We start from the raw sequence: 20,971 nt of genomic DNA, 5'->3' as shown, positions 1-20,971 counted from the left end.
GAAAAGTAGTGGTTTTTCATGATTGGTATTGGATAGGATTTGTAGGATAAAGATTATAAGTGCATCGTTGTTGATGGACAAGTAGATTTCTTCCCACATTTGTTTTTGCTCCTGGGTATGCGTTCCGATAACAGTGCTCTGCTTTGTTGAATAGGCTGTATAGACACTTGGTAAGGAGAAACTAAAACGTGTGTTAACCAGTTGGCGGGGAAGAAGGATAGGTGCTTGGGCACTAAACGGATATACAAAGCGAATTGGAAATAGAGGAGATTATATAGAATGTGGCAAAATATTCTAGGGACAGTTTCATCTGTGGCGACGTTGATTTTGTTTGTAATTTATTTTATAGGGAGGACAATAGCAACTTTTCAGAGCAGAGGGCTATATTCTGATAAACTTGCTATTGAGGGAGCTAAAGATTTTGACCATGCTAAGTACGACGTGATAGAGACTGTGATTCTTGAGGAAGATGCGTATAATGTATTCGTTATCATATCTAGCCAAGGAATATGGAATCTTAAAATATTTCAATATGAATTCGACGATGAGATGAATGTAGTAGGTGAACACTTAACCGGAAAATTCTTATTCTTAAATATTGGTGAAGCCATAGCAATTAAGCTGACCGTTCCTGAAATTATTAGTACATACAGAGTCGAATATATATCCTATGATTACAAAAAAATAAAGTTTGATTTATGCGATAACATGAGAAATGGAGTAATGTCACAAATAGTAACACCCCGGCATACTTTTAGAAGTCTTGTTTACTATTTTTTTCGATAAAGGAGAAAAGTTATGGTAATACCGCCTACACCGGAATCATCGCCAGTGTTAGAAATAGCTGGAGCAGGGAATTGCTTAAACGTCTCTGACGTAATTTCGATAGTTGGCATTATAATTACAACACTGCTATAAGAAGCAAACAGATAGATTTGTCGATTTGCAATATATGCCAGAGATATTTCTGAGAAGTCAACTGCCGATAGATGGCTTTCCTTGCTTAAATTACCAACTGTTCGCTACCTTTCAAGGTGCGAATAGGAGTGAAATTCTCGGCTTGTTCTTAGTCGACAAGTCGCCGATTTACGGATTAAAAGTGGAGAAAATAATAGTTGATGAAATCGAATATGTAAATATATTGAAAAAATACTATTGATATTTTCCGCACGAATCTTTTTTGTCCCCTTGATTCCGTATATAATGAAGGCAGCTACTCTGCTGAAGTGATTTTGACTTACAAATATAAGAAACGAATTGATGTTACTTTTGCGGGGAATCAATCAGTGAAGATTAAATGTAAAAAAGCAGAGAGACATAAATAGTACATAGGAGAGAGTTTTCTCTAAAGCCAATAGAAGTTAAAGTTATCTGTGTAAGTAAAGAGGCGAAGAAAGTGTTCTACCATAAATCTAACTCGATTAAGGAATTAAATCTTTCTACACGCTCGTATAATGCGCTCTATAGAGCGGGAGTATTGACGATTGGGGATCTTCGAGCGCTGCCTGAAGCAGAACTGCGCGACATTAAGAACTTAGGTGCGAAGAGCATTCAGGAAATTCTCGAGAAAAAATCAAGCATGGAAGTTAGCACAGGTTTTGCACCGGAAGAAGCCCAGGCTCACAAAAGCATGCCATCGTTTGTAGGCGATGACGGCATTACCTATCAGGATGTTCCTGTTGAACAAATGGGACTGTCAAATAGGGCTTACAACTGCCTGAAAAGGCAAAACATTTCCTTTCTATCGGAACTACTGCATTTGACCCGCAATGAAATAAAGCAATGGAATAATGTTGGAGAAAAAACTGTAACGGAAATCCTTGAGAAGCGGGATGCCCTTCTACTCCAGCCTGTTTTTGATATTTCGTTTCACGTATCTGATTCGGTAGCAGAAACCTCTGATGGCCTGTGCCAATCGGTAGTGAAACGATTTGCTTCCATTTATGAGCTTCCTATAAATGCTCTTTATGAGCAAATCAGCCCACTTTGTGAAATGTTTTTTCAGGAAAACTCCGTAGAGGGTGTGAACACAGATATTCTTTTAGAGAATCCAGAATTTATTCGTGCAATGTCTGCATCACCAATCGTTGCAAGTGGGATTCAGGCACAGATATTGTCCACCCTAAATAAAGTAGCGTATGGATGTAGCCTTAAAAGCCTATTGGATGCCTGCGCTATGGTGCCTACAGATGTATTGGAAAACAATTTACGATTTCTCATTGCTACCAAAAAAGCGGTGCGGAATGAAGACGGTTCCTATGCCATCAAGAGAATGACAGCCATTGAGTACGCAGCACAGCTCCCGGATCAGCGGCGAGGATATGTTTTAACTGAGAGACTTCATGGTCGAACATTAGAGGATATTGGAAATGAGTTGAAGCTTCAGAGAGAGCGTATCCGGCAGATCATGAACAAAGCGCTGGAGCAACATCCCACACTTTATGAAGACCGATATGCGGAAGTATTTCAGAAATATGATTTTTCAAGAGATGATTTTCGCCTCGCTTTTCAAGAAGATGAAACAGTGTATGAGTATCTCAAACTTGAGTATAAGTCTGGAGAATTACAGCCAGAGGAACTCATAGATGATGAATCTTTTCCTACTGCATTCCGTCGGGCAGGAGAGCGCATCGCATATAAAAACTGTGTCCAAATCGGATCCATAATTGTTCCCTGCAAGCGGGATGCCCTATGTGACTATGCGTTGCGTCAATACGCTTCAGATGAAATATCTTATAGCGGCTTTGTAGAGAAATATAACGCGTTGTTGTCTGAACTAGGAATTGCCGATAATTCAAAACTTACATTGGGTGGCAGAGGATATGAGAACAAGCTTGCTGCAAGTATAAATGTCCTGTGGAAGCATGGCAGATGCTTGCGCTACCGGCCTGCTGCACTCTATGATTATGCGGATTTTTTGACGGCGTTGGATCTTAACCAATATGTTGACATTGAGCTTTCGGCATTGAAGTTATTCAACGAACACGCAGAGCTGATGCTGGAATACGATATTCGGGACGAATACGAGCTACACAATCTGCTGAAAAAGATTTGTACGGAGCAAGAGTATTCAAATGTCCGTTTCCCTCGGATGCCTACAATCGAGTTTGGACATCCCGACCGAGACCAGCAGGTTATGGATTTACTGCTTTCTTGTGCGCCCATCTCCAAAGAAGCATTTGCACAGCGGTATGAGGAAGAGTATGGCATAAAAGCGGGCAGTGTGATGGCCAACTATCTGGGGTGTATCACCGCCTATCTGGATGGAGACACATATCGCATTGATTCTCCCGCTATGTCTGACGCAATGTCGCAAAAACTCAAGGGAGAGTTGCAGGACGATTTCTATCTTCTTTCGGAAATTCATGCAATTTATCAGAATATGTTCCCAAACGCAGACAGATCACTGCTTAATAGCTATAGTATCATCAACCTTGGCTTTCGTATTTATTCTAACTATGTTGTCAGCAGTAAATACCATTCCGCTGTTGAGTACTTCAAGCACCTGCTTCTGGACCAAGACATAGTAGATATTTCTGCTTTCAAAAAAAGCATTCTTTCTACGGTGACATTCACTTCTCAGCTTTATAAACTGCGTGAGGAGATGGAAATTGTCGAGTTTGCACCTCAAAAATATATACATATTCGCAAACTAAGTGAAGCAGGCATTGAAAAAGCTGGTTTGAAAGAGTTCTGCAAAGATGTCGCAGCGTATGTAAGTGAGGGAGAATACTTCACAGTGTTCTCCTTGCAAAAGTCAGGTTTTGTACATAAGTTGGATGAATTCGGGTTTGACGATTGGTTTTACTCATCTGTCTTGGCTGAAAGCAAGGATTTGTTTTCGTATAGGCGTGCTGGTAAGAATCGCTTGTTCCGGAGAGGCACCTACACAGTTGCGATATCTGATTTCATTGAATCAATTCTCGCTTCGCAGGAAACGCAGTCCATGGATATTTATGATTTGGCTGACTATATGCGCGACGAGTTCGGACTCTACATTCCGACATCGAAGTTGATCGAAACCCTTCGTGAGAGTTCGATGTATTATGATTCTATATCCCAAAAAGCATATTTGGATTACGATGTTTACTATTCTGATGTGTAAAGGGGCTACTTATGGATTGTACTGATGTAAAAGAAAAAATTGCGGAGTATTTACAGGGTCATAGTCAGCCTGTCAGCCTTTTTCAACTTGTGCATATTGTATTTCAAAGCAGGTATTCGTCTTCCGCTGTTGATGATGCGCTTTCTCAATTATTTGAAGAAAACCGGATTATTTACACGCCTGCTGGTATTATTGGAGCGCCACATAATCTAAGTCAATTGATCGAATGGGTACAGGATAAAGACAGGAGAGATGTGCTGAACCTCTTTTTTCGAGGACATTCCTTCCCACCTGAACAGAAGGCCAATGTACAACAAACGGTCAGGGTGTTCTTGCAAAATCGTTGCCCAATTGAAGAGGATTCCTATAAGAAAGTATTCCGGAAATATCGCTTTACACAAGACAGTTTTTGCAAGATTTTCTCACAACCAGTTAGCACGTATATTTATTTGACCCAAATTTGCAAGAAGGGAAAGCTCGATTGGCGCCAAATTCGGCTAGACGAGTCGCAATCAATTCATATACGAAATGCAGCGATAAGTGCGATAGCGAGTGAGGGGCTTTTGCTGGGTGACCAAGTGCTTCCTTGCTCGGTGGAAGAGATTGGCCTTTATATATTGAGACAACATAATTCTCCTGTTGATAAGGAAACTTTCTTTTTAGAATATTGCAACTTTCTTAATCAATCTGCTCCGTTACCCAATGTACTATCCGTTAGTAAACACCGTTTCGCTTCTATTCTAAGTGCCAGTACAAGAACGATCACCGGACAGGCTGGAGCCTTACGGTTCAGGCAATCCAAAGAACGAGCGGACGGTGCAATGATAAAGCGCCTAAAGCTTTGGCAATACCGGAATCAGTATATCTCTGCAGAGATTATATATAAAAATGCAGCAACAGAGATGGAAAAAGCCGATATTCAAAATCCTTACGAGTTAATCACAGTTCTAAAGAAGTTCCCAGATATCTGCGCAAAATATCATATTACTTTTGCCAAAGCTCCGTTTCTTGCCTTTGGAACAGGGAACTCCATTACACAGTTACAGGATCTTCTCAAGGAATTGTCACCAATTTCCGGTGAGAGACTTGCACAAGAATATGAGAGACGATACGGACTAAAGGCCAATACAGTAAAGGTTCGCCTTCTGAAGGAGATCTCGCCATATTTACGCAATGGAGTTTATGATTTGCAGACAAGGAGCATTACAGACAAACAAATTGAGGGTATTTCAAAGATGCTTACGAAACCGTGGTATATAGTAGAGGATGTTCAAAAAATTTTTAAGAGTAAAGTTGGCACACGGTATGAGGCATATTTATCTACAGAAAACCTACGAAAAATTGGTTTTCGTAAAACCAACACGATTATTTATTCCAACCGGTACCGCTCCTTAATCGAGTGCCTGGACAAAAACGATTGGGCGGGGAATACATTTTATGTTCAAGACGAATTGTGGGAAAATCCACAGATCTATGCAGCTTTGCAGAAACAAGCAGCAAAGTTCGAGATTGTTGAATATTTGCCGCAGAAATTCATCCGTCTGGCTTACTTAAAACGTAATGGAATCCACAAAAAGAATTTAAATGCGTTTATTGAAGAGGTGTGTAGACGCGTACAAGATGATGCCTATTTTACCTTAAAGTTTTTGCGGGACCAAGGCTATGAATTTCCTTTGGATGATTTGGGGTTTGATGATACATTCTACTATTCTATCCTAAAACAAGGGAAAAAGATTCAAGGGAGAAAAGTCGCTGGCACTTATTTGCTTAGGAAATCAAAGCAGGATGTGACCCTATCCGATTTTATTGAATTCCTAGTTTCTCAGGTCCGGAGCATTGATATATTTGATCTGTCTGAGCTAATTGCTGTTCAATATGGAATCGCCCTTGCTCCGTCTTATATTCGTACTCTGGCTTCTGGTTCTCAGATGTACTACGATTCCATATCTGAAAAAATTTATTTAGACTACGACGAATACTTCGAGGAGGTTTAACTATGAATCTTTTGACTGATGGCATTAAATCAAAGGCAGTGATGCTCACACAGAGCACAAAAAAGCTCTCTATTGATAACCACACGCAGGTATATCCCGTATATAAAATTCGCCTGGACCAGCTGTACTTTAATGACCAGAATGACCGCATTGCAACTTGGATTAGTCAATATAAAGCCGAGCATGCAGATGTTGCCCTGGAATCATTGGGTCACTCGGAATATAACGATATCATCCAAGGGTTTATTATAGAGAGTAATCCTGAAGCAATTAAGAAAACCCAGAACAATATTGATCTTATTGGCCAGCAAGAGGCTGGCGTTGTGTTAACAGATGGCCGCATCATCGATGGTAACAGGCGTTTTACATGTCTTCGAAATATTGAAAAAAAGACGGGGAAAACACAGTATTTCGAAGCTGTAATTCTCGACCATGATATTCGAAATAACGCCAAGCAAATCAAGTTGCTGGAGCTGATGATTCAGCATGGCGTAGATAAGCCTGTTGACTATAATCCAATCGACCGACTTGTGGGAATCTATAATGATATTGTTGATAAAAAGCTCCTCACTGTCAAAGAGTATGCTGATGGTGTCAATCAATCAGAGACGGATATTCAGCGGGAAGTTGAGAAAGCGAATCTGATGGTGGAATACTTAGAGTTTATCAATGCTCCCAAGCAGTTTCATCTTGCCAGAACTATGAATCTGAACGACCCACTTAAGGAGCTTAATACCATCCTTAAACAATGCAAAGACGATCAGAAACGTGAGGATCTAAAATGTGTTGTCTTTGCAAACTTCTTGATACAACCCCATGGTGATATGACCCGCTATATGCGTAAGATCAAAAAAATTGTGTCCAATGCAAAGTTCCTGGACCAATATCTGGACGAACAGTTGGGAACCACCGAAAAAGTTTGTGACCTTCTGGAGGAAGCTCCTGTTGTCACAGAAAAGGTGATTAACGAAAAGATTCGCACCCGGGAAGATTTGAAAGAAGATTTTGCGCACTCCACAGAAAAATGGGTCAGTAAGGCAGATGGCGATGCTACCAGGAATCGTCCGGCGCAGCAGGCTGAGAAGGCATATGAGATGCTGGATACCATCGATACAAATATTTTTAAGAAACTAAGCGAAGAGCAAAAAGACGATGTTCGGAATCGGTTGGATCAGATCCAGAAAGCACTTGACCACATCAGAGGGGAACTTGATGCTTAATGTTTAGAGACTTACCTTTGCAGGCTACCTATTCTTCTTATGAGGATAATTTGGGAGAGCAATTCTACTCTCCAGTACTGGCCCAGAGTATTCGGTATGACCGTGCAACAGCATATTTTTCGGCCAAAGCCCTTGCAAATTATGCTAAGGGCCTCGAGTGCTTTGCGCAAAATGGGCATACCATGCGCCTAATTGTGTCAGCAGAAATTGATAAAGAAGATTACCTGCAAATTCAAGATGGCTATGCGTTACGAGCTTCCATAAGAGAAGAACTGGTTGCCCGGATGCGGGAATCGCTTTCTTTGGAGGAAGAGCGAAATATATCCAACCTGGCCTATTTGGTGGGACTTGGAGTCATTGACATTAAGGTTGCCTTTACCCAGGAAGGAATTTTCCACGATAAGTTTGGAATTGTTGAGGATGCTGAAGGAAACATTATTTGCTTCCGTGGTTCTAACAATGAAACTGCAGCTGCGTTTGAATCCAACTATGAAGCCTTTGATATTACCTGTAGTTGGCAGGCATCGCCGTTTGACTATTCGAAAATAACCAAGAGCCAGCAGACTTTTGAGAAGCTTTGGAGTAACCAGACGGAAAATATTTGCGTGCTTGAAATGGATTCTCTTGTCTATCAAGAGTTGGAAAAGCACAACAAGGGCCAGCTGATTATAGACCCTTTGCAGTTGGAAACAGACTGTATGCTCTTGGATTGCGATGGTGTATTGACTTTAGATTTTAAGGGGATTTCGAATCTTCTCTGGAACACGTCTTTCTATAAGATACGGCTCAAAAGGTTTGTGGACACAACCAAAAGCACAGATGAACGCATTTTCTTCAAAGATATACTTAAATATCCCCAATTCAACCGAATTATTAGTCTGCTGCAGAATGAGTCTGAAAAACGTGGATACCGCTTTTTTGTTACATCCCGTCTCAGGAAATACATAGCGGACCGGGAATTGCATATAGAAAAGCGAGCAGGGCTTGGGTTGGCAATTAAGCAGCATAGTCCGGATGTGTTGGGAAAATATGAGGAGTACAAAGCCGTTGTAAACGACGCTTTTAGCAGACCGCTTCGTGAAAAACAGATGTGGGATTCTTTCTTTATGTGTACCATGAAGAAAGCTTGCAATTTCTCGGTTCCCGGCTCTGGAAAAACAGCTTCAGTCCTTGGAGTGTTTGCATACCTCTATGCCAAAGGATTTGTACGACGTCTTGTAATGGTTGGTCCTAAAAATTCCTTTGGATCCTGGCAAGAAGAGTTTCAGCTTTGCTTCGGCAATAAGTGGCCGCTTCAGGTATTTAACATTCATAATCCGAGCTATAAAACGGCAGACGAGAAGCGAACGGCACTTTTATTCGACAGCGGTAGTGCAAACCTCGTCTTATTGAATTACGAGTGCCTGCGCTCTTATCTTCCAGAAGTTCAAAAACTGGTTGGGGCTTCAACACTTTTGGTGTTTGATGAGGTACATAAAGTAAAGGCTATTGATGGAAGCAATGCTCAAAAAGCCTTGGAACTGGCGGAGAATGCATGTTATACGATTGCTCTGACCGGGACACCGATTCCAAATTCCTATACGGATATATGGAATCTATTGAATATTTTATACCACAACGAGTATGATGAGTTCTTCGGATTTACCCCGCAACAGCTTAAGGATCCATCTCAGGATGAGATCAATCTGATCAATAAGAAAATTCAGCCATTCTTTTGTCGGACGACAAAACAACAGCTGGAAGTTCCTGAAGCAAACCCGGATATCATTGAAGAAGTGTCTGCAAATGATACTGAGAATCAACTCTTTCACATTTTGCAGCTGAAGTATGCGAAGAATAAGCTGGCACTTATCGTCCGACTGTTGCAGCTGGAGTCCAATCCCAGGATGCTGCTTAACAAATTGGATCTATCCGACTTTGCAGACATTTTGGACATTTCAGCTGCTGATATTGAGGACATTGATTATGTGGATTACTCAGAAGATGTAAAGCAGCTCATCGACTCTATTCAAAGTACATCTAAATTCCGTGCGTGTATTTCTCTGGCAGAAAAGCTGATCACGCAGAGAAAGCCAGTGATTATCTGGTGTATCTTTGTGGACTCTATCAATCGTATTGCCACCGCCCTACGTGACATGGGAATTGATGTGGCGTGTATCTATGGTCAAACCACTATGGAGGAACGACAACAAATTGTATCTGCCTTCCGAGATGGCTGTGTGGATGTCTTGATTACTAACCCGCATACTTTGGCCGAGTCTGTTTCTCTGCATAAAGGATGCCATGATGCGATTTATTTTGAATACAGCTATAACCTTGTACATTTGTTGCAGTCAAAGGATAGAATTCATCGACTTGGCCTGCCGGATGGGCAATATACGCAGTATTACTATCTCCAGCAGCAGTTTGTTACAGGTGAGGGTGAACCGTTCTCGCTGGATGCCAGAATCTTAAATCGTCTGAATGAGAAGGAAAGGATTATGCTGGAGGCCATTGAGAATAATTGCTTGGAATCTGTAACTACGGTACAAGAAGATCTGGATCTCATTTTTCAGGGGCTTAAATTATAGTTTTCACTCTTTAATATCAGATTATCATATATAGCCTGATGTAATGACGTTATGAAGGAGAGATGGTGCATGGCGACGATCCGGTGTCCACATTGCGGCAGTCCCGTCATGGTGCGGGGAAACCGTTGGGAGTGTGGCTGGTGCGGGGATTTTGGAAGTACTTCTTCTCTATTTTCCTCCGAACAGGCCAAGCTGGTTCCCGAAAAAAGCACACCACAAATTACTTTGAGTTTTACCGTCTCTGTGGAGGACACTACGCCTCCGCCACGCCATTTTACCCGCACAGAATTGGTGGATATGGTGCGCCGCTGGGACTTCTCCGAAAACGAGTGGGCCTGCCGGGATCTGCTGATTGCGGACTTCCCCGATGCTGTCCGGCGATGGACGGCGGAGGAGCTGGAGGATATGGACACCCAGGATCTCCTATGTGAAGTCGGTGACAGCGACCCCCAGACCGCAGTTCAGATGATGAAGCTGCTGTTGGACACAGCAGAAAGTCACCTCCAGGAACCGGAGGTGGCCGAGCAGCTGTTGAGATGGGATATGTGCGATCTGTGCCGAAATCAGTTTGTCCAAGCTCCCCTTTTGAAACAACTCAAACACGACGACCGTCTGGCCCAGCAGCTGTTTCAAAGCGCCTATGTGGATACCCCCCAGGAAGCACTGCTGGAGGCCTGTGACTGGTTTGGGGAGGCAGATCTGAAAAAGCAACTCTATTCTCTTTTGACTCAAAATCCCCATTTCGAAGGATTTGACTAAATGGAACAACCCGGCCTGTGTCAATCACGAGCCTGGTTGTTCTGCTATTTGGGGTACGCTCTTATCTTTGACAACAGAGTGTCAAAATCGCTTAGGTGGATGAGAACTGTACGAGAGGAAATGCATCCAGCGGTATGACAATGTTTTTTGCGCTATCACATGTAGAAACATGGCCATACCTTGTGTCTCGCCAATTTATACACTATAATAATTTTACAGTTTATAGGTGTCTTCTGAGGTGGCTGCGAGGGACCTTGGAGCTGGATGTATAGCAGTAGTGGGAAGGAGGTGTCCTGTGGGGTGTATCCGTTTGGATTTTCCTAAATACTGCATAAAGAGGGAAAAGAACTGTTCTTTCAGCATATGGCCATCAGTAAGACGGCTCACCTTTACATAGATGGTTGAAGAGACAATGATTTAAGCCTATGTAAACAAAATGGCCTTTGATACGATAAATTGCGGAGAGTTCTGTACTTCACCATACCGATTGTGGAGGAGTACATAGTATGACCGCTTTATTTTTAGTACAAGTGATTACCAAGTTCACATGAGAGAAGGAATCATAGAATATGAGTTATAATTATAGATTTCAGCGAGATAGAAGTTGCTTCTACTTATCATCATTTGAAAATGATGATAATATTACGCTCGTAACAAATCGATTTACAAAAAGGATCATTCGAATATGTCAATGGGAGATAGGGTGTTTGAGTCCTACAGGATGGAGAAAGTCTAAAAGATATAACGATTTGTATACTCTTTGGATTCCTAATGATCGAATCGATTATGATATTCTTGATGATTTTATAGAATGGGCAATAGCTTGTAATAGCTGTGTTTGGGTAAAATTAAATAGATATACTACGGACCATTTTGAAGACGGTGTTTTGGACTTTTGTATTTGCTCCGATTGGAACTTTAATTTTGATGGGGTAAGTGGACGTACTGAAATTGGCGATATAGAATATCGTCTTAAATACGTTGGAAATATCTCCGAAGATGATGCTAAGATGGTAGGAGCATATTTAAATAAATGTTTATTTTGCATCAATGGTTACGATGATGACATAGACAACATATTGATCACTACTATACCTGCAACCGTAGAAAAGCAAAATAAACCTTCGTGGAAGCTGGCTGAATATGTTGCCGATTCACTAAATGCCGAATTTCTCTCTGCTACACTGCGCAGTGATAAACCTGAAATGAAGTCTTTAAGTGTTACTGATAAAATTAAATCTTGGAGAAAAATTTATGCAGATAATCAGGTCGAATTGTCTATTGATATAGATAGCTTAAAAGGTAAAACGGTTATTATCGTTGATGACCTGTATCAATCTGGAACATCTATGTGGTGCTATGCCGAATATTTAAAATCAGTAGGTGCTTCACATATCTTAGGCATTGCAATGGTAAAATCATTAAAAGATAGTGATAACCAACCCAATTAATAAATCCACAAGAAGAGGAACTGAGAAATGGATGCAAGAGTATTGCAAGTGGCTTTTGCCAAAGGAGTAGGAGACGTAGCATTAAAAAAATACCTTCATTATATTCATGATCACTGTGTTGAACAAGAAAGTTATTTAAGTGATGAAGTGTTTCGTTGTATCGGGTTTAGTGTTGATATGCTTAATAGCATAAAAAATACTGAAGAGCGTGCAAAGAGTGTTTTTGAGAAACTCTGTTTAAAAGATGTCGAAATTATTACAGAAACATCGAATGATTACCCACAATACTTAAAAAGAATGCTTCAAAATAAATGTCCACCCTTGCTATTTGCACGAGGAAACAAACGACTTTTAAGTGAACTTAGTGTTGGTTTCTGTGGATCACGAAAAGTATCTGACAAGGGTATGGCTATCGCTACCAATTGCACAAAACAATTAGTAGAAAAAAATGTTACCATTATTAGCGGATATGCTGCGGGTACCGACCTAACTGTGCATAAAGCGGCATTAGAAAATGAGGGAAGTACAATATTTGTTTTATCTGAGGGAATTTTACAGGCCAGGATAAAGAAACAAATAGCTCCCCTATTAAATGATAAGAACCATTTGTTTATATCGCAATTTTTGCCTGAGTTGACTTGGAATGCTGGCAATGCTATGAAGCGAAATTCAACTATCATTGGGCTATCGAGAGCCATGATATTAGTTGAATCGAGACTTGAAGGTGGTACATTCGCTGCTGGAGAAGAAGCATTACGAGTAAACTGTCCATTATTTGTTATTGATTTTTCTAAACCAGATACAACCGCCGAGGCTAATCCGTATTTTATCAGTAAGGGTGGGATCCCCATACGAGGGAAAAATGGAATTCCAAATATGAAAAAAGTTTTCTCTTCAATTACTTCTGAACAGCGTCTAAATGATAATGCTAGTATGGAGCAACTACAAATTGACATGTAATTTCTTGTGTTAATTTCTTGGTATTACCACTATTGCCCTATTGCTTACATTATGTGGCGTGCTCTGCCTGCTGCTTCATGAAGTGCATATTAGCGCTCTATCTGATGATGTCGTGAGCAATCTGTCTGAGTATTCCAGAGAAGCGGAAAGCCTATGGCAGTGGTACATGGAGCGTTTTAAAGAAACTAGTAGTGTAATCGGTTGACCGGCTCTCTTTGATAACAGCGTACTAAAACCACGGAGGGGTGAAAAGTACAGTGTCCATGTCTGGGCTGGCTGAAGGAATTGACCACACACCCAGCCACAGACCGCCGTGGAACACACGGATACCCCATGGTTAGAAAGTGCCGGAAATCAATCGAAATGGAGCAGAAACAACGAAAAAGAAGCCGAAATAATTAGAAAAAAGTTTACTTTCCGCTTGGTAAGGATGAGGCCGGCAGTTCGAATCTGCCTAGCAGCTCCAAAAAGCCTTGAAAACCGAAGTTTTCAAGGCTTTTTTGCTTCCAATAATGATATTTTGGTGTGGGGCAAAGAGTGCCGGACAGGAAGGTCATGATTCCTGTCCGGCTTTTTCTCTCTGCTTTACATCACTTGTGCCATAAAGCTGCCCATGGTGGCCGCTGCCAGTGTCCTTGAAAGCCGCTTAAATTGGGCAGAGCCGCCCTAGGTGGGGGAGAATATGGCCCTGCGCCGAAGAAGGGGACACAGAGGCTTACAGGGGCAATGGTTGGGTCATCGGCCTGTCCTGGGTGCCGGTTTGGGAAGGCAAACAAGAACGGCAAACCCATCTGCCCAAACAGACGGACGTATGGTAGGATACAACAGGATAGGAAAAACCGTATGAATGGGTATCGGCATGTCCTTATTTCATGGATTCCCCCGAAATTCTCCAGATAGGGGGTGTTTTTTGCGGGATGCTTGGGCTATACTCGTTCCATCAAATGAGAGGAGGGGACATTGTGAACCAAACCGGCATTGGCCATTTCATTGCCTTGAAACGAAAAGAGAAAAACCTGACTCAAGCGCAACTGGCCGAGCGTTTAGGCATTTCCAATAAGACGGTCTCTAAGTGGGAGAATGGAAGGTGTATGCCCGACTACAGCGTGATTCAGGCTTTGTGCCGAGAACTGGGCGTTACCCTACAGGAGCTGATGGACGGAGGAGAGGCAGGCCCCAACAGCATCAGCACTTGCGATGAAGCGCAGATGTTAGATTTGCTGCGGCGGACCCAGACCCTGGAGAATCAGCGTACATCTCTATACGGCATTGTGTTGCTGTTGATGGGAGTTGCCATGTTGGCTTTGCACGATAATGTGGGCGGGAGCGACGTGCAGGACTTTGTTTCCGGTCTGCTGCTGGGGATCTCTGTGGGGGCAATGCTGGTAGGCATCTATGTGACCATATTGGGTTTCTCAAAACGAGACTGAGAGAACAACGTGTGGTGTGTTCCGTGGATGGGGAATGCTTTGTTTAAGAGCAATAGACAACGAGAGGTCGCCCGATTTCTGGGCGGCCTCTCGTTGTGTTTGCATGATAACGTGATTAAGAATGCTGTTCGCTTATGGTATGAGGCCCGTCGTCCGGGCAACTGCTTGGTAAAAAATATATCGCCGCAAATCCACCACCAATGGCGATGGAGCAGCTCAATAGTTCACTCAAAGTGGGAAGTCCAGGGAAAATGCTGACCACTGAACCAAGAATAAAGCCAAGAATCACTAAATAGGTCACTTGTGGATAGCGGGCCATCGCTTTTTCCAACAGTTTGGCCATTAGGATAATACCAACCAGGCCGCCCAGTGCCATGGGGAGTAAAAAGGAGAATTGGAGGGCTTTGATCGCAGTGATCGTCTTGCTGTACAGTCCCAGCAGCAGCAAAAGATAGGATATACTGATGCCTGGGAGGAGCAGGGCGATTGCAGCAATGATTCCCGCAAAAAACAGAAGCAGAAGTTCGAATATCCCATTGGATTGCTCGATGCTTTCTGAGTTCAACGGAAGAATGGAGATCGCACAAACCATTAGCATCCCGAGAAGGATATAAACAGGTACTTTCCATGAAAAACTCTGAATTTTCGCTTCTCGAAACATCATGGGGATGCCCCCGACCACTGCACTGATAAAGAAATACATCATCGGTTTGGGAAATGCGTCAATTAAATCGGAGATGGGATTGGCAAGCAGTGCCATTCCGATGACGGCACCGATGCAAAATGTAAAGAGGAAACAAAAGCTATCCTTTTTTCTCTGGTAAAATGAACTGACAGCGGAAATGAGAGAGGAGTATATACCAAGAATCATTGCCATCGAACCACCGCTGACACCGGGAACCAGCATGGTCCCTCCGATGACGAATCCCTTTGCGGCAACCGAAATATATTTCTCCCAAATGTTCTTCATTTTCATATGTGCAATCAATGAATGTCCTTTTCAAAATATTCTACGTTTTTGCTCTGCCCCACGATACAAATGGCATCGCCCTCGCGGAAGAAATAGTCCGCGTTGAAGTTTACATTTGTATGGCCATCGTGTTCGATTGCAATGATGTTTACCCCGTAGCGATGACGGATGTTCATATCCTGGATTGAGGTGCCGATGAGCTTTTTGGTCACCAGGATTCTCCGAACTTCGGCATCTCCGCCTAAGGCGACAGAGTCCAGGAAACTGTCATAAATTAACCCTTTTCCAAGGCGGATTGCCATATCTCGTTCAGGGAAAACCACAGAAGCACCTAACTGCTTGAGTGCCTCCCCATGAATAAAGCTGGTGGCTTTTGAGATAACATGAGCAATCCCCATTTTCAGCACGGTCATGGTGACAAGGATGCTGACATCGATTCTTTCTCCAATACACACCACCACGACGTCGCAGTTTCGGATGCCTGCTTCTTCCAGCGCCTCTTGATCCAGGTTCTCCACAACCAGAGCCATTTCTGTGAAACGGCGTGCTTCCCGCACACGAGACTCTTCTTTGTCAATGGCAATGACTTCTTTTCCGGCGGAGGAAAGGCATTCCACAAGGGCCATGCCAAACCGTCCAAGACCAATCACTCCATAGCTGCTTGCGTAGTCTTTTCTTTTCATCGGTATTTTCTCCTTATTTATCCGATCGAAACGGATTCTTCTGTATAACGAACGCTGGGGGCTGGACGATCAATCCACATTGTCAGCAGGGTAAACGTGCCCACTCGTCCAGCAAACATGGTGAAAATCAAAATTAACTTGCTTGCTACACTCAGAGTCGGCGTAATGCCGGTAGAAAGGCCCACAGTACCGAACGCGGACACTTCTTCAAATAGCAGTTGGACAAAGCTGTACTCCGGCTCCAGCACACAAAGGAAAAATGTTCCCACACATACGAGTAGAAGGGAAAGCAATGAAATGGTGCAGGCCTTGGAAAAGACTTCCGACGGGATGTTGCGCCGGAAGGCACTGATATGCCTTTTTGTGAACAGGCTTCGTACGTGCTGCGATAAGACGAAGAACGTGCTTGTTTTGATACCGCCGCCGGTAGACCCGGGGGAAGCGCCAATAAACATCAAAATAATGAGGGTGAACAGACCGGCATTTGTAAATTCGCCAATGGGGTAAGTAGAAAAACCAGCTGTTCGTGCAGATACGCTCTGGAAAAAGGCTCCAAGCCAGGTGATATCCTCCGTGGCCTTTAATAGTAACGTACCCGCCACAAGCAGAGTGAGCGTTGTGGTTAAAACCACTTTGGAGTGAAGGGTTAGTTTGCGAAAAGATCTCTTTTTCAAGACGTCTAAAATCACAAGGAAACCCAATCCACCAAAAATGATAAGTCCGCTTGTGGTCAGATTCAAAAGAATGTTGTTCTGGTAAGGGATGAGGTTTCTCAGCCCGCCTAAAATATCAAAACCAGAGTTGTTAAAAGCTGCGATGGAATGAAATATGCTGATCCAAAGGGCTTTCAGCACAGGATAGTCCTGAACAAATACAAGAAAACTCAAGACAATACCCATCAGTTCAAAGCACAGCGTCATAAGCAAAATAGACTTCACCAAACGGATCATGCCTTTGATTCCCTCGATATTTAAGGCTTCTTTGAGCAAAATACGCCCTTTGAGACCCACGTTCTTTCGTGCGGCCAAGATCAAACCCACACCAATGGATGTAACGCCTAAACCGCCAACCTGAATCAAAACGGCAACGACAGCTTGACCAAAAGTAGTGAAGTGATCTGCCACATCAATTGCAATGAGACCTGTCACACAAACTGCACTGGTGGAGGTAAAAAGAGCATCAATAAAGTGTACCTCCGCGTCGCCTCTCACGGACAGAGGAAGAAGGAGAAGAACTGCCCCAAACAGGATAAGCATTGCAAATCCGGCAGCAATCAGTCTTCCCGGTGGCTGTTTTTTGAATTGAATCATCAGTTTTTCCATAATGACGGCCGGTAATCATTCCGGCAGAATACGCCCCTTTCCATCTTGAGCAGTGTTCGCACTGAACATGGATTTGTGGTACGACGATAGGATTCCATCTGTACCGACAGATGTGGTATTTTCACCTCCTACACTTGTTCCAGACGACAGGATGAGATGGAACACGATAATTGGAAATACAAAAAGACCAGTCCAGAGATGAGCCATGACGATGGAACAAGCAGCTCCAAAAAAACAGAACGCTGATAAACATTTGTCCATCCTGCGCTCTGTGAATGAATGGTATGGCCACGGAATAAAGTCTCCGCAGCACCACCAAATGGATCGTTCTGTCTGCACTCATTGTCATCCCATCAAGAGGTCATCAAATTACATATCATCCGCCTCAGTACGATCCCAGGTCTGGGAAACCCACATGTTCATCGTGGTTATGCTTGGAACGATGGCGGTTCGTCCATCGCTTCAATCCTGGGAAAGACTACTCCAAGTGTAAACTGCACGGTAACAAGTGGCGTGAAGTTTGATACAATCCCGTCCGTAGATGCGCCAAAAGGATACGAAAGAACCTTTTAAAACGCAAAAAAAGACAGTCTCCCCCTAGAAGAGCTGTCTTTTTCTCTTAATCAAGAATTATACTAATTTTGATTAAAATCCCCTTTGGAATAAATAGAGATGCATCCAAGCACTCTATGACAGACTCCACCACTTATTCCTACGTGGGAGTATAGCACGGAGTGGACAAAATGTCAAAATGAATTTACTGGTGTATGAGATAGATCCGTTTTTGACGGACCGCAGCCCAATGCCCTATGCCTTTCCCACAAACAGCAGGTGGTTGGTTGGAGGCGCCCAGGTGTTCAGGTTTCTCGCAGGTGTAAAAGTGGTACCGCAAATATTGGGCGTAGCTGGCGGCATCCATCGCGTTGATCTGATCCTGGAGCAATTCGCTCACACCGTCGGAGGCCACTTCATGCAGCACCTTCACACCACCCTGACGGAGCAGTTCCCGACATGCGTCTACGGTGTGGAATACGAAGGGGAAGTCCTCACAGCGGAAGGTTTCCTTGTCATAGGCGCCATGGAGAAAATAGTCCGGCTCCTCATGAAACATGGTGAGAATGACCATATCGTTGGCGATGAAGGCGAAGAACAGGGTGCCATCCGGTTTGCACACCCGCTTGGCCTCCTGAATACAGCGGAGTTTGTTGGCCTGGCTGTGCAAGTGATACAGAGGGCCAAAGAGAAGCACAATGTCAAAGGCGTTGTCCGGGTAGCGGCTGAGGTCCAGGGCGTTGCCCTGCGCCAGGTCGATGTTGTCCTCTGGGGTCAGTTTGGCCCGGAAAGCTGCGATGTTGGCCTCAGACAGCTCCAGAGCAGATACCTGGTAGCCCTTTCGGGCGAAATACAGGCTATATTCTCCAGCCCCGGCTCCGATATCCAGAATCTTGGCCACCGGAGTGAGATAGCGCTCTATGTAGCGCACGGTGGTGAGAAACTCTACCCGGGCCGCCTGGGAGCGGGTGAGACGGCGGCTTTCATCCAAGCGGCGGAACAGGTCTTGCACCAGTTGGGTGTCGTTTTTGTATACAAGCCACTCCGTGAAGTCCTTGGGGCGTTCCCATTGGCGCTTTAAGATGGCATAGTGGACGGTGTCGCAAAGGCCCTGGCTGTTGTAGTCCGATTCCAGGGAGGTGCCCTCGCAGGTCATGCCGCATTTTTGCATGACCCCGCCGGAGTGGGGATTGCGGGTGTCGTGTTTGGCGGTGATGCGGTTGAAGTCGCAGGTTTCAAACAGGTAGCGGATCACCCCTTCCACCGCCTCGGTGGTAAGGCCCTGGTGCCACCAGGGCTGACCAATGCAGTAGGCCAGCTCCACACAGGAGAGCAGGTCATTGGGGTTCATGCCGCTGATGCTGCCGATGGGCTGGCCCAAGTCCTTGGGCACAATGAGCCACTGGTAGAAGTTGTCCTGCTGGTAGCCATTGACCCAGAATTGCAACACCTGCCGGGTGATGTCAGGGCTGCTGTGGGCGGGCCACATGAGATATTTGGTGACCTGCGGGTCAGAGGCCCAGTGGTCAAACATGGCCTGGGCATCCTCTCCGTGAAAATAAAACGCAGTGCAAGCACCCGGTGATGGGGTGAGCTTGCACTGCGTCTGCTTTTTGGAACTATCCTTCGGGGTTATTCCGAAAAAGAGTATGACCATGCAAGCCCGACACTGCCACAAGGCATACCGGACAGAAGATCGTTCATATTGCCGTTATCCATACGACGAAGCATGGTCACACCTCCCAAAAGTTTTGCACATTATACGTCCCCACTGTGGAAAAGTCAAGGGGTGGAGGAACATTTTACACGCAGCACACCCAGGGATACTTGGGGCCTTTACATGCCTTTGTTAAAATCATATAACCCCTAAAATGACAACGCCCCCCGGGGGAGGGGGAAGAAAAAAGTTTTGTATTTCTTACAAGACGCCTGGCTGGATTTTGTAAGAGAAATCAGGGCGGGGAAAACGGGATGTGTAAGTTTGTTACATAAGGAGGAAGACTCATGCGGCAGGATATTCAGGTCTTAGATCGAGTAAAAAACGCCTATGCCTCCCTGCGCCCTTCGGAGCAGCGAGTGGCAGACTATGTGCTGGGAGACCCGGAGGGATGCACCCAGTGCACCATTTCCGAGCTGGCCGAGCGCGTGCAGGTCAGCCAGCCCACGGTGGTGCGCTTTGTTCAAGCTATGGGCTTTGACGGGTACCTTTGTCACAAGGGGTTCCTGCTAATACCTTGCTAATACGACATTTGAAAAGCCGTTACAAGGCAGCATGTTTTAGGGGGGTGTGCAAATTGACCTGCCTCCAAGCAGCGCAATTTGCGAAAAAACAACATGGGAAGATATGATATGAACAATCTGCGAAATGGTAGCCGTACTCCTAAACGGTATGTTTTCAACTTCCCGTTATGCCCATAATTACACGAAGCCTATGCAATACGTCGAAAAGTGGAGTGAGCGTCATCGTCTGACCATTCCAAAGAAATGCACCCACAGCAGTAGTATGTGGACCGTTTCTATAGAAACTAGTATAATCCGTTGAGCGGCTTTCTTTGTTAACGGTGTACTAAAACCACTGAGAAGAGAAAAGCCATTGTGGCTGCTCTTTGGCTGGCTGAAAAAATTGACCACACAACCAGTCACAGACAGCCCCGGAACACGTGAAAACCCTGCCAGCGGAAAGTGCTAAAAAGCAAATAGAATGGAACGAAAACTACTAAAAACAAGCCGAAATTATTAGAAAAAAGTTCCCATAACGCTTGACGTGCAGGGGGTCACAGGTTCGAGTCCTGTATCGTCCACCATGAAAACCGCTGTTTTCGAGAGAAAACAGCGGTTTCAGCCTGTCGAAAAAGGTCACCTTTTGGTGGCCTTTTTCTCGTATTGAGAGAGAAAATGCGGTATAATGGTGTAGGGTGATAAAAATGCTGGTAAAGAACGCAGAAAATCGAGAGC

At 44.1% G+C, this 20,971-nt stretch carries 14 protein-coding genes; 10 read left to right on the top strand and 4 right to left on the bottom strand.

What is annotated here, in order from left to right:
* The first annotated feature begins 279 nt into the window (after positions 1-279).
* The 9 genes from B5G37_RS10585 to B5G37_RS10540 all read left to right on the top strand — a co-directional run bounded on the left by B5G37_RS10585 (position 280) and on the right by B5G37_RS10540 (position 14,489).
* The gene (locus B5G37_RS10585) at positions 280-786 is read left to right on the top strand and encodes a hypothetical protein (protein ID WP_087257279.1); all 507 of its coding nucleotides are present in this window, start codon (positions 280-282) and stop codon (positions 784-786) included.
* 610 nt (positions 787-1,396) lie between these two features.
* Positions 1,397-4,105 carry a DNA-directed RNA polymerase subunit alpha C-terminal domain-containing protein gene (locus B5G37_RS10575; RefSeq protein ID WP_087257276.1) on the top strand — a complete coding sequence of 903 codons (2,709 nt, stop codon included), beginning with the start codon at positions 1,397-1,399 and terminating at the stop codon, positions 4,103-4,105.
* Between the two features lie 11 nt (positions 4,106-4,116).
* Complete coding sequence (locus B5G37_RS10570; protein WP_087257274.1) at positions 4,117-6,099, top strand: hypothetical protein; 1,983 nt, start codon at positions 4,117-4,119, stop codon at positions 6,097-6,099.
* 2 nt (positions 6,100-6,101) lie between these two features.
* Positions 6,102-7,319 carry a ParB/RepB/Spo0J family partition protein gene (locus tag B5G37_RS10565; RefSeq protein WP_087257272.1) on the top strand — a complete coding sequence of 406 codons (1,218 nt, stop codon included), beginning with the start codon at positions 6,102-6,104 and terminating at the stop codon, positions 7,317-7,319.
* Positions 7,319-9,889 (top strand): SNF2-related protein, encoded by a 2,571-nt coding sequence (locus tag B5G37_RS10560; protein ID WP_087257270.1) that lies wholly within the window; start codon positions 7,319-7,321, stop codon positions 9,887-9,889. Before B5G37_RS10565 ends, B5G37_RS10560 begins: the two co-directional genes overlap by 1 nt.
* A 69-nt stretch (positions 9,890-9,958) precedes the next feature.
* Positions 9,959-10,648 carry a hypothetical protein gene (locus B5G37_RS10555; protein ID WP_143482926.1) on the top strand — a complete coding sequence of 230 codons (690 nt, stop codon included), beginning with the start codon at positions 9,959-9,961 and terminating at the stop codon, positions 10,646-10,648.
* A 707-nt stretch (positions 10,649-11,355) separates the two neighbouring features.
* On the top strand, positions 11,356-12,099 hold the full coding sequence (locus B5G37_RS10550; RefSeq protein WP_087257266.1) for a phosphoribosyltransferase: 744 nt from the start codon (positions 11,356-11,358) through the stop codon (positions 12,097-12,099).
* Between the two features lie 27 nt (positions 12,100-12,126).
* On the top strand, positions 12,127-13,059 hold the full coding sequence (locus tag B5G37_RS10545) for a DNA-processing protein DprA (RefSeq protein ID WP_087257263.1): 933 nt from the start codon (positions 12,127-12,129) through the stop codon (positions 13,057-13,059).
* A gap of 962 nt (positions 13,060-14,021) precedes the next feature.
* Positions 14,022-14,489: a helix-turn-helix transcriptional regulator gene (locus tag B5G37_RS10540; protein WP_087257261.1), complete on the top strand. Its 468-nt coding sequence runs from the start codon at positions 14,022-14,024 to the stop codon at positions 14,487-14,489.
* A gap of 115 nt (positions 14,490-14,604) precedes the next feature.
* Here the strand turns inward: B5G37_RS10540 and B5G37_RS10535 are convergent, their stop codons facing one another.
* The 4 genes from B5G37_RS10535 to B5G37_RS10520 all read right to left on the bottom strand — a co-directional run bounded on the left by B5G37_RS10535 (position 14,605) and on the right by B5G37_RS10520 (position 19,673).
* A complete protein-coding gene (locus B5G37_RS10535) occupies positions 14,605-15,465 on the bottom strand; it encodes a DUF368 domain-containing protein (protein WP_242962867.1) in 861 nt (286 codons plus the stop codon).
* 8 nt (positions 15,466-15,473) lie between these two features.
* Positions 15,474-16,142, bottom strand: a complete 669-nt coding sequence (locus B5G37_RS10530; RefSeq protein ID WP_087257259.1) for a TrkA family potassium uptake protein — start codon at positions 16,140-16,142, stop codon at positions 15,474-15,476.
* A gap of 17 nt (positions 16,143-16,159) precedes the next feature.
* Entirely contained in the window at positions 16,160-17,452 is a 1,293-nt protein-coding gene (locus B5G37_RS10525; RefSeq protein ID WP_343224123.1) for a TrkH family potassium uptake protein, read from the bottom strand.
* A gap of 769 nt (positions 17,453-18,221) precedes the next feature.
* Entirely contained in the window at positions 18,222-19,673 is a 1,452-nt protein-coding gene (locus B5G37_RS10520; RefSeq protein ID WP_087257255.1) for a GNAT family N-acetyltransferase, read from the bottom strand.
* Between the two features lie 347 nt (positions 19,674-20,020).
* Here B5G37_RS10520 and B5G37_RS10515 point away from each other — a divergent pair, with 347 nt between their 5' ends.
* Positions 20,021-20,257 carry a MurR/RpiR family transcriptional regulator gene (locus B5G37_RS10515; RefSeq protein ID WP_087257253.1) on the top strand — a complete coding sequence of 79 codons (237 nt, stop codon included), beginning with the start codon at positions 20,021-20,023 and terminating at the stop codon, positions 20,255-20,257.
* The last annotated feature ends 714 nt before the right edge of the window (positions 20,258-20,971 follow it).

Source organism: Pseudoflavonifractor sp. An85 (assembly GCF_002161235.1).
In the GTDB taxonomy this organism is placed as follows: Bacteria; Bacillota; Clostridia; order Oscillospirales; family Oscillospiraceae; genus Enterenecus.
The sequence above is the reverse complement of the archived record's forward strand: the minus strand, read 5'-3'. Positions and strand labels throughout refer to the sequence as shown.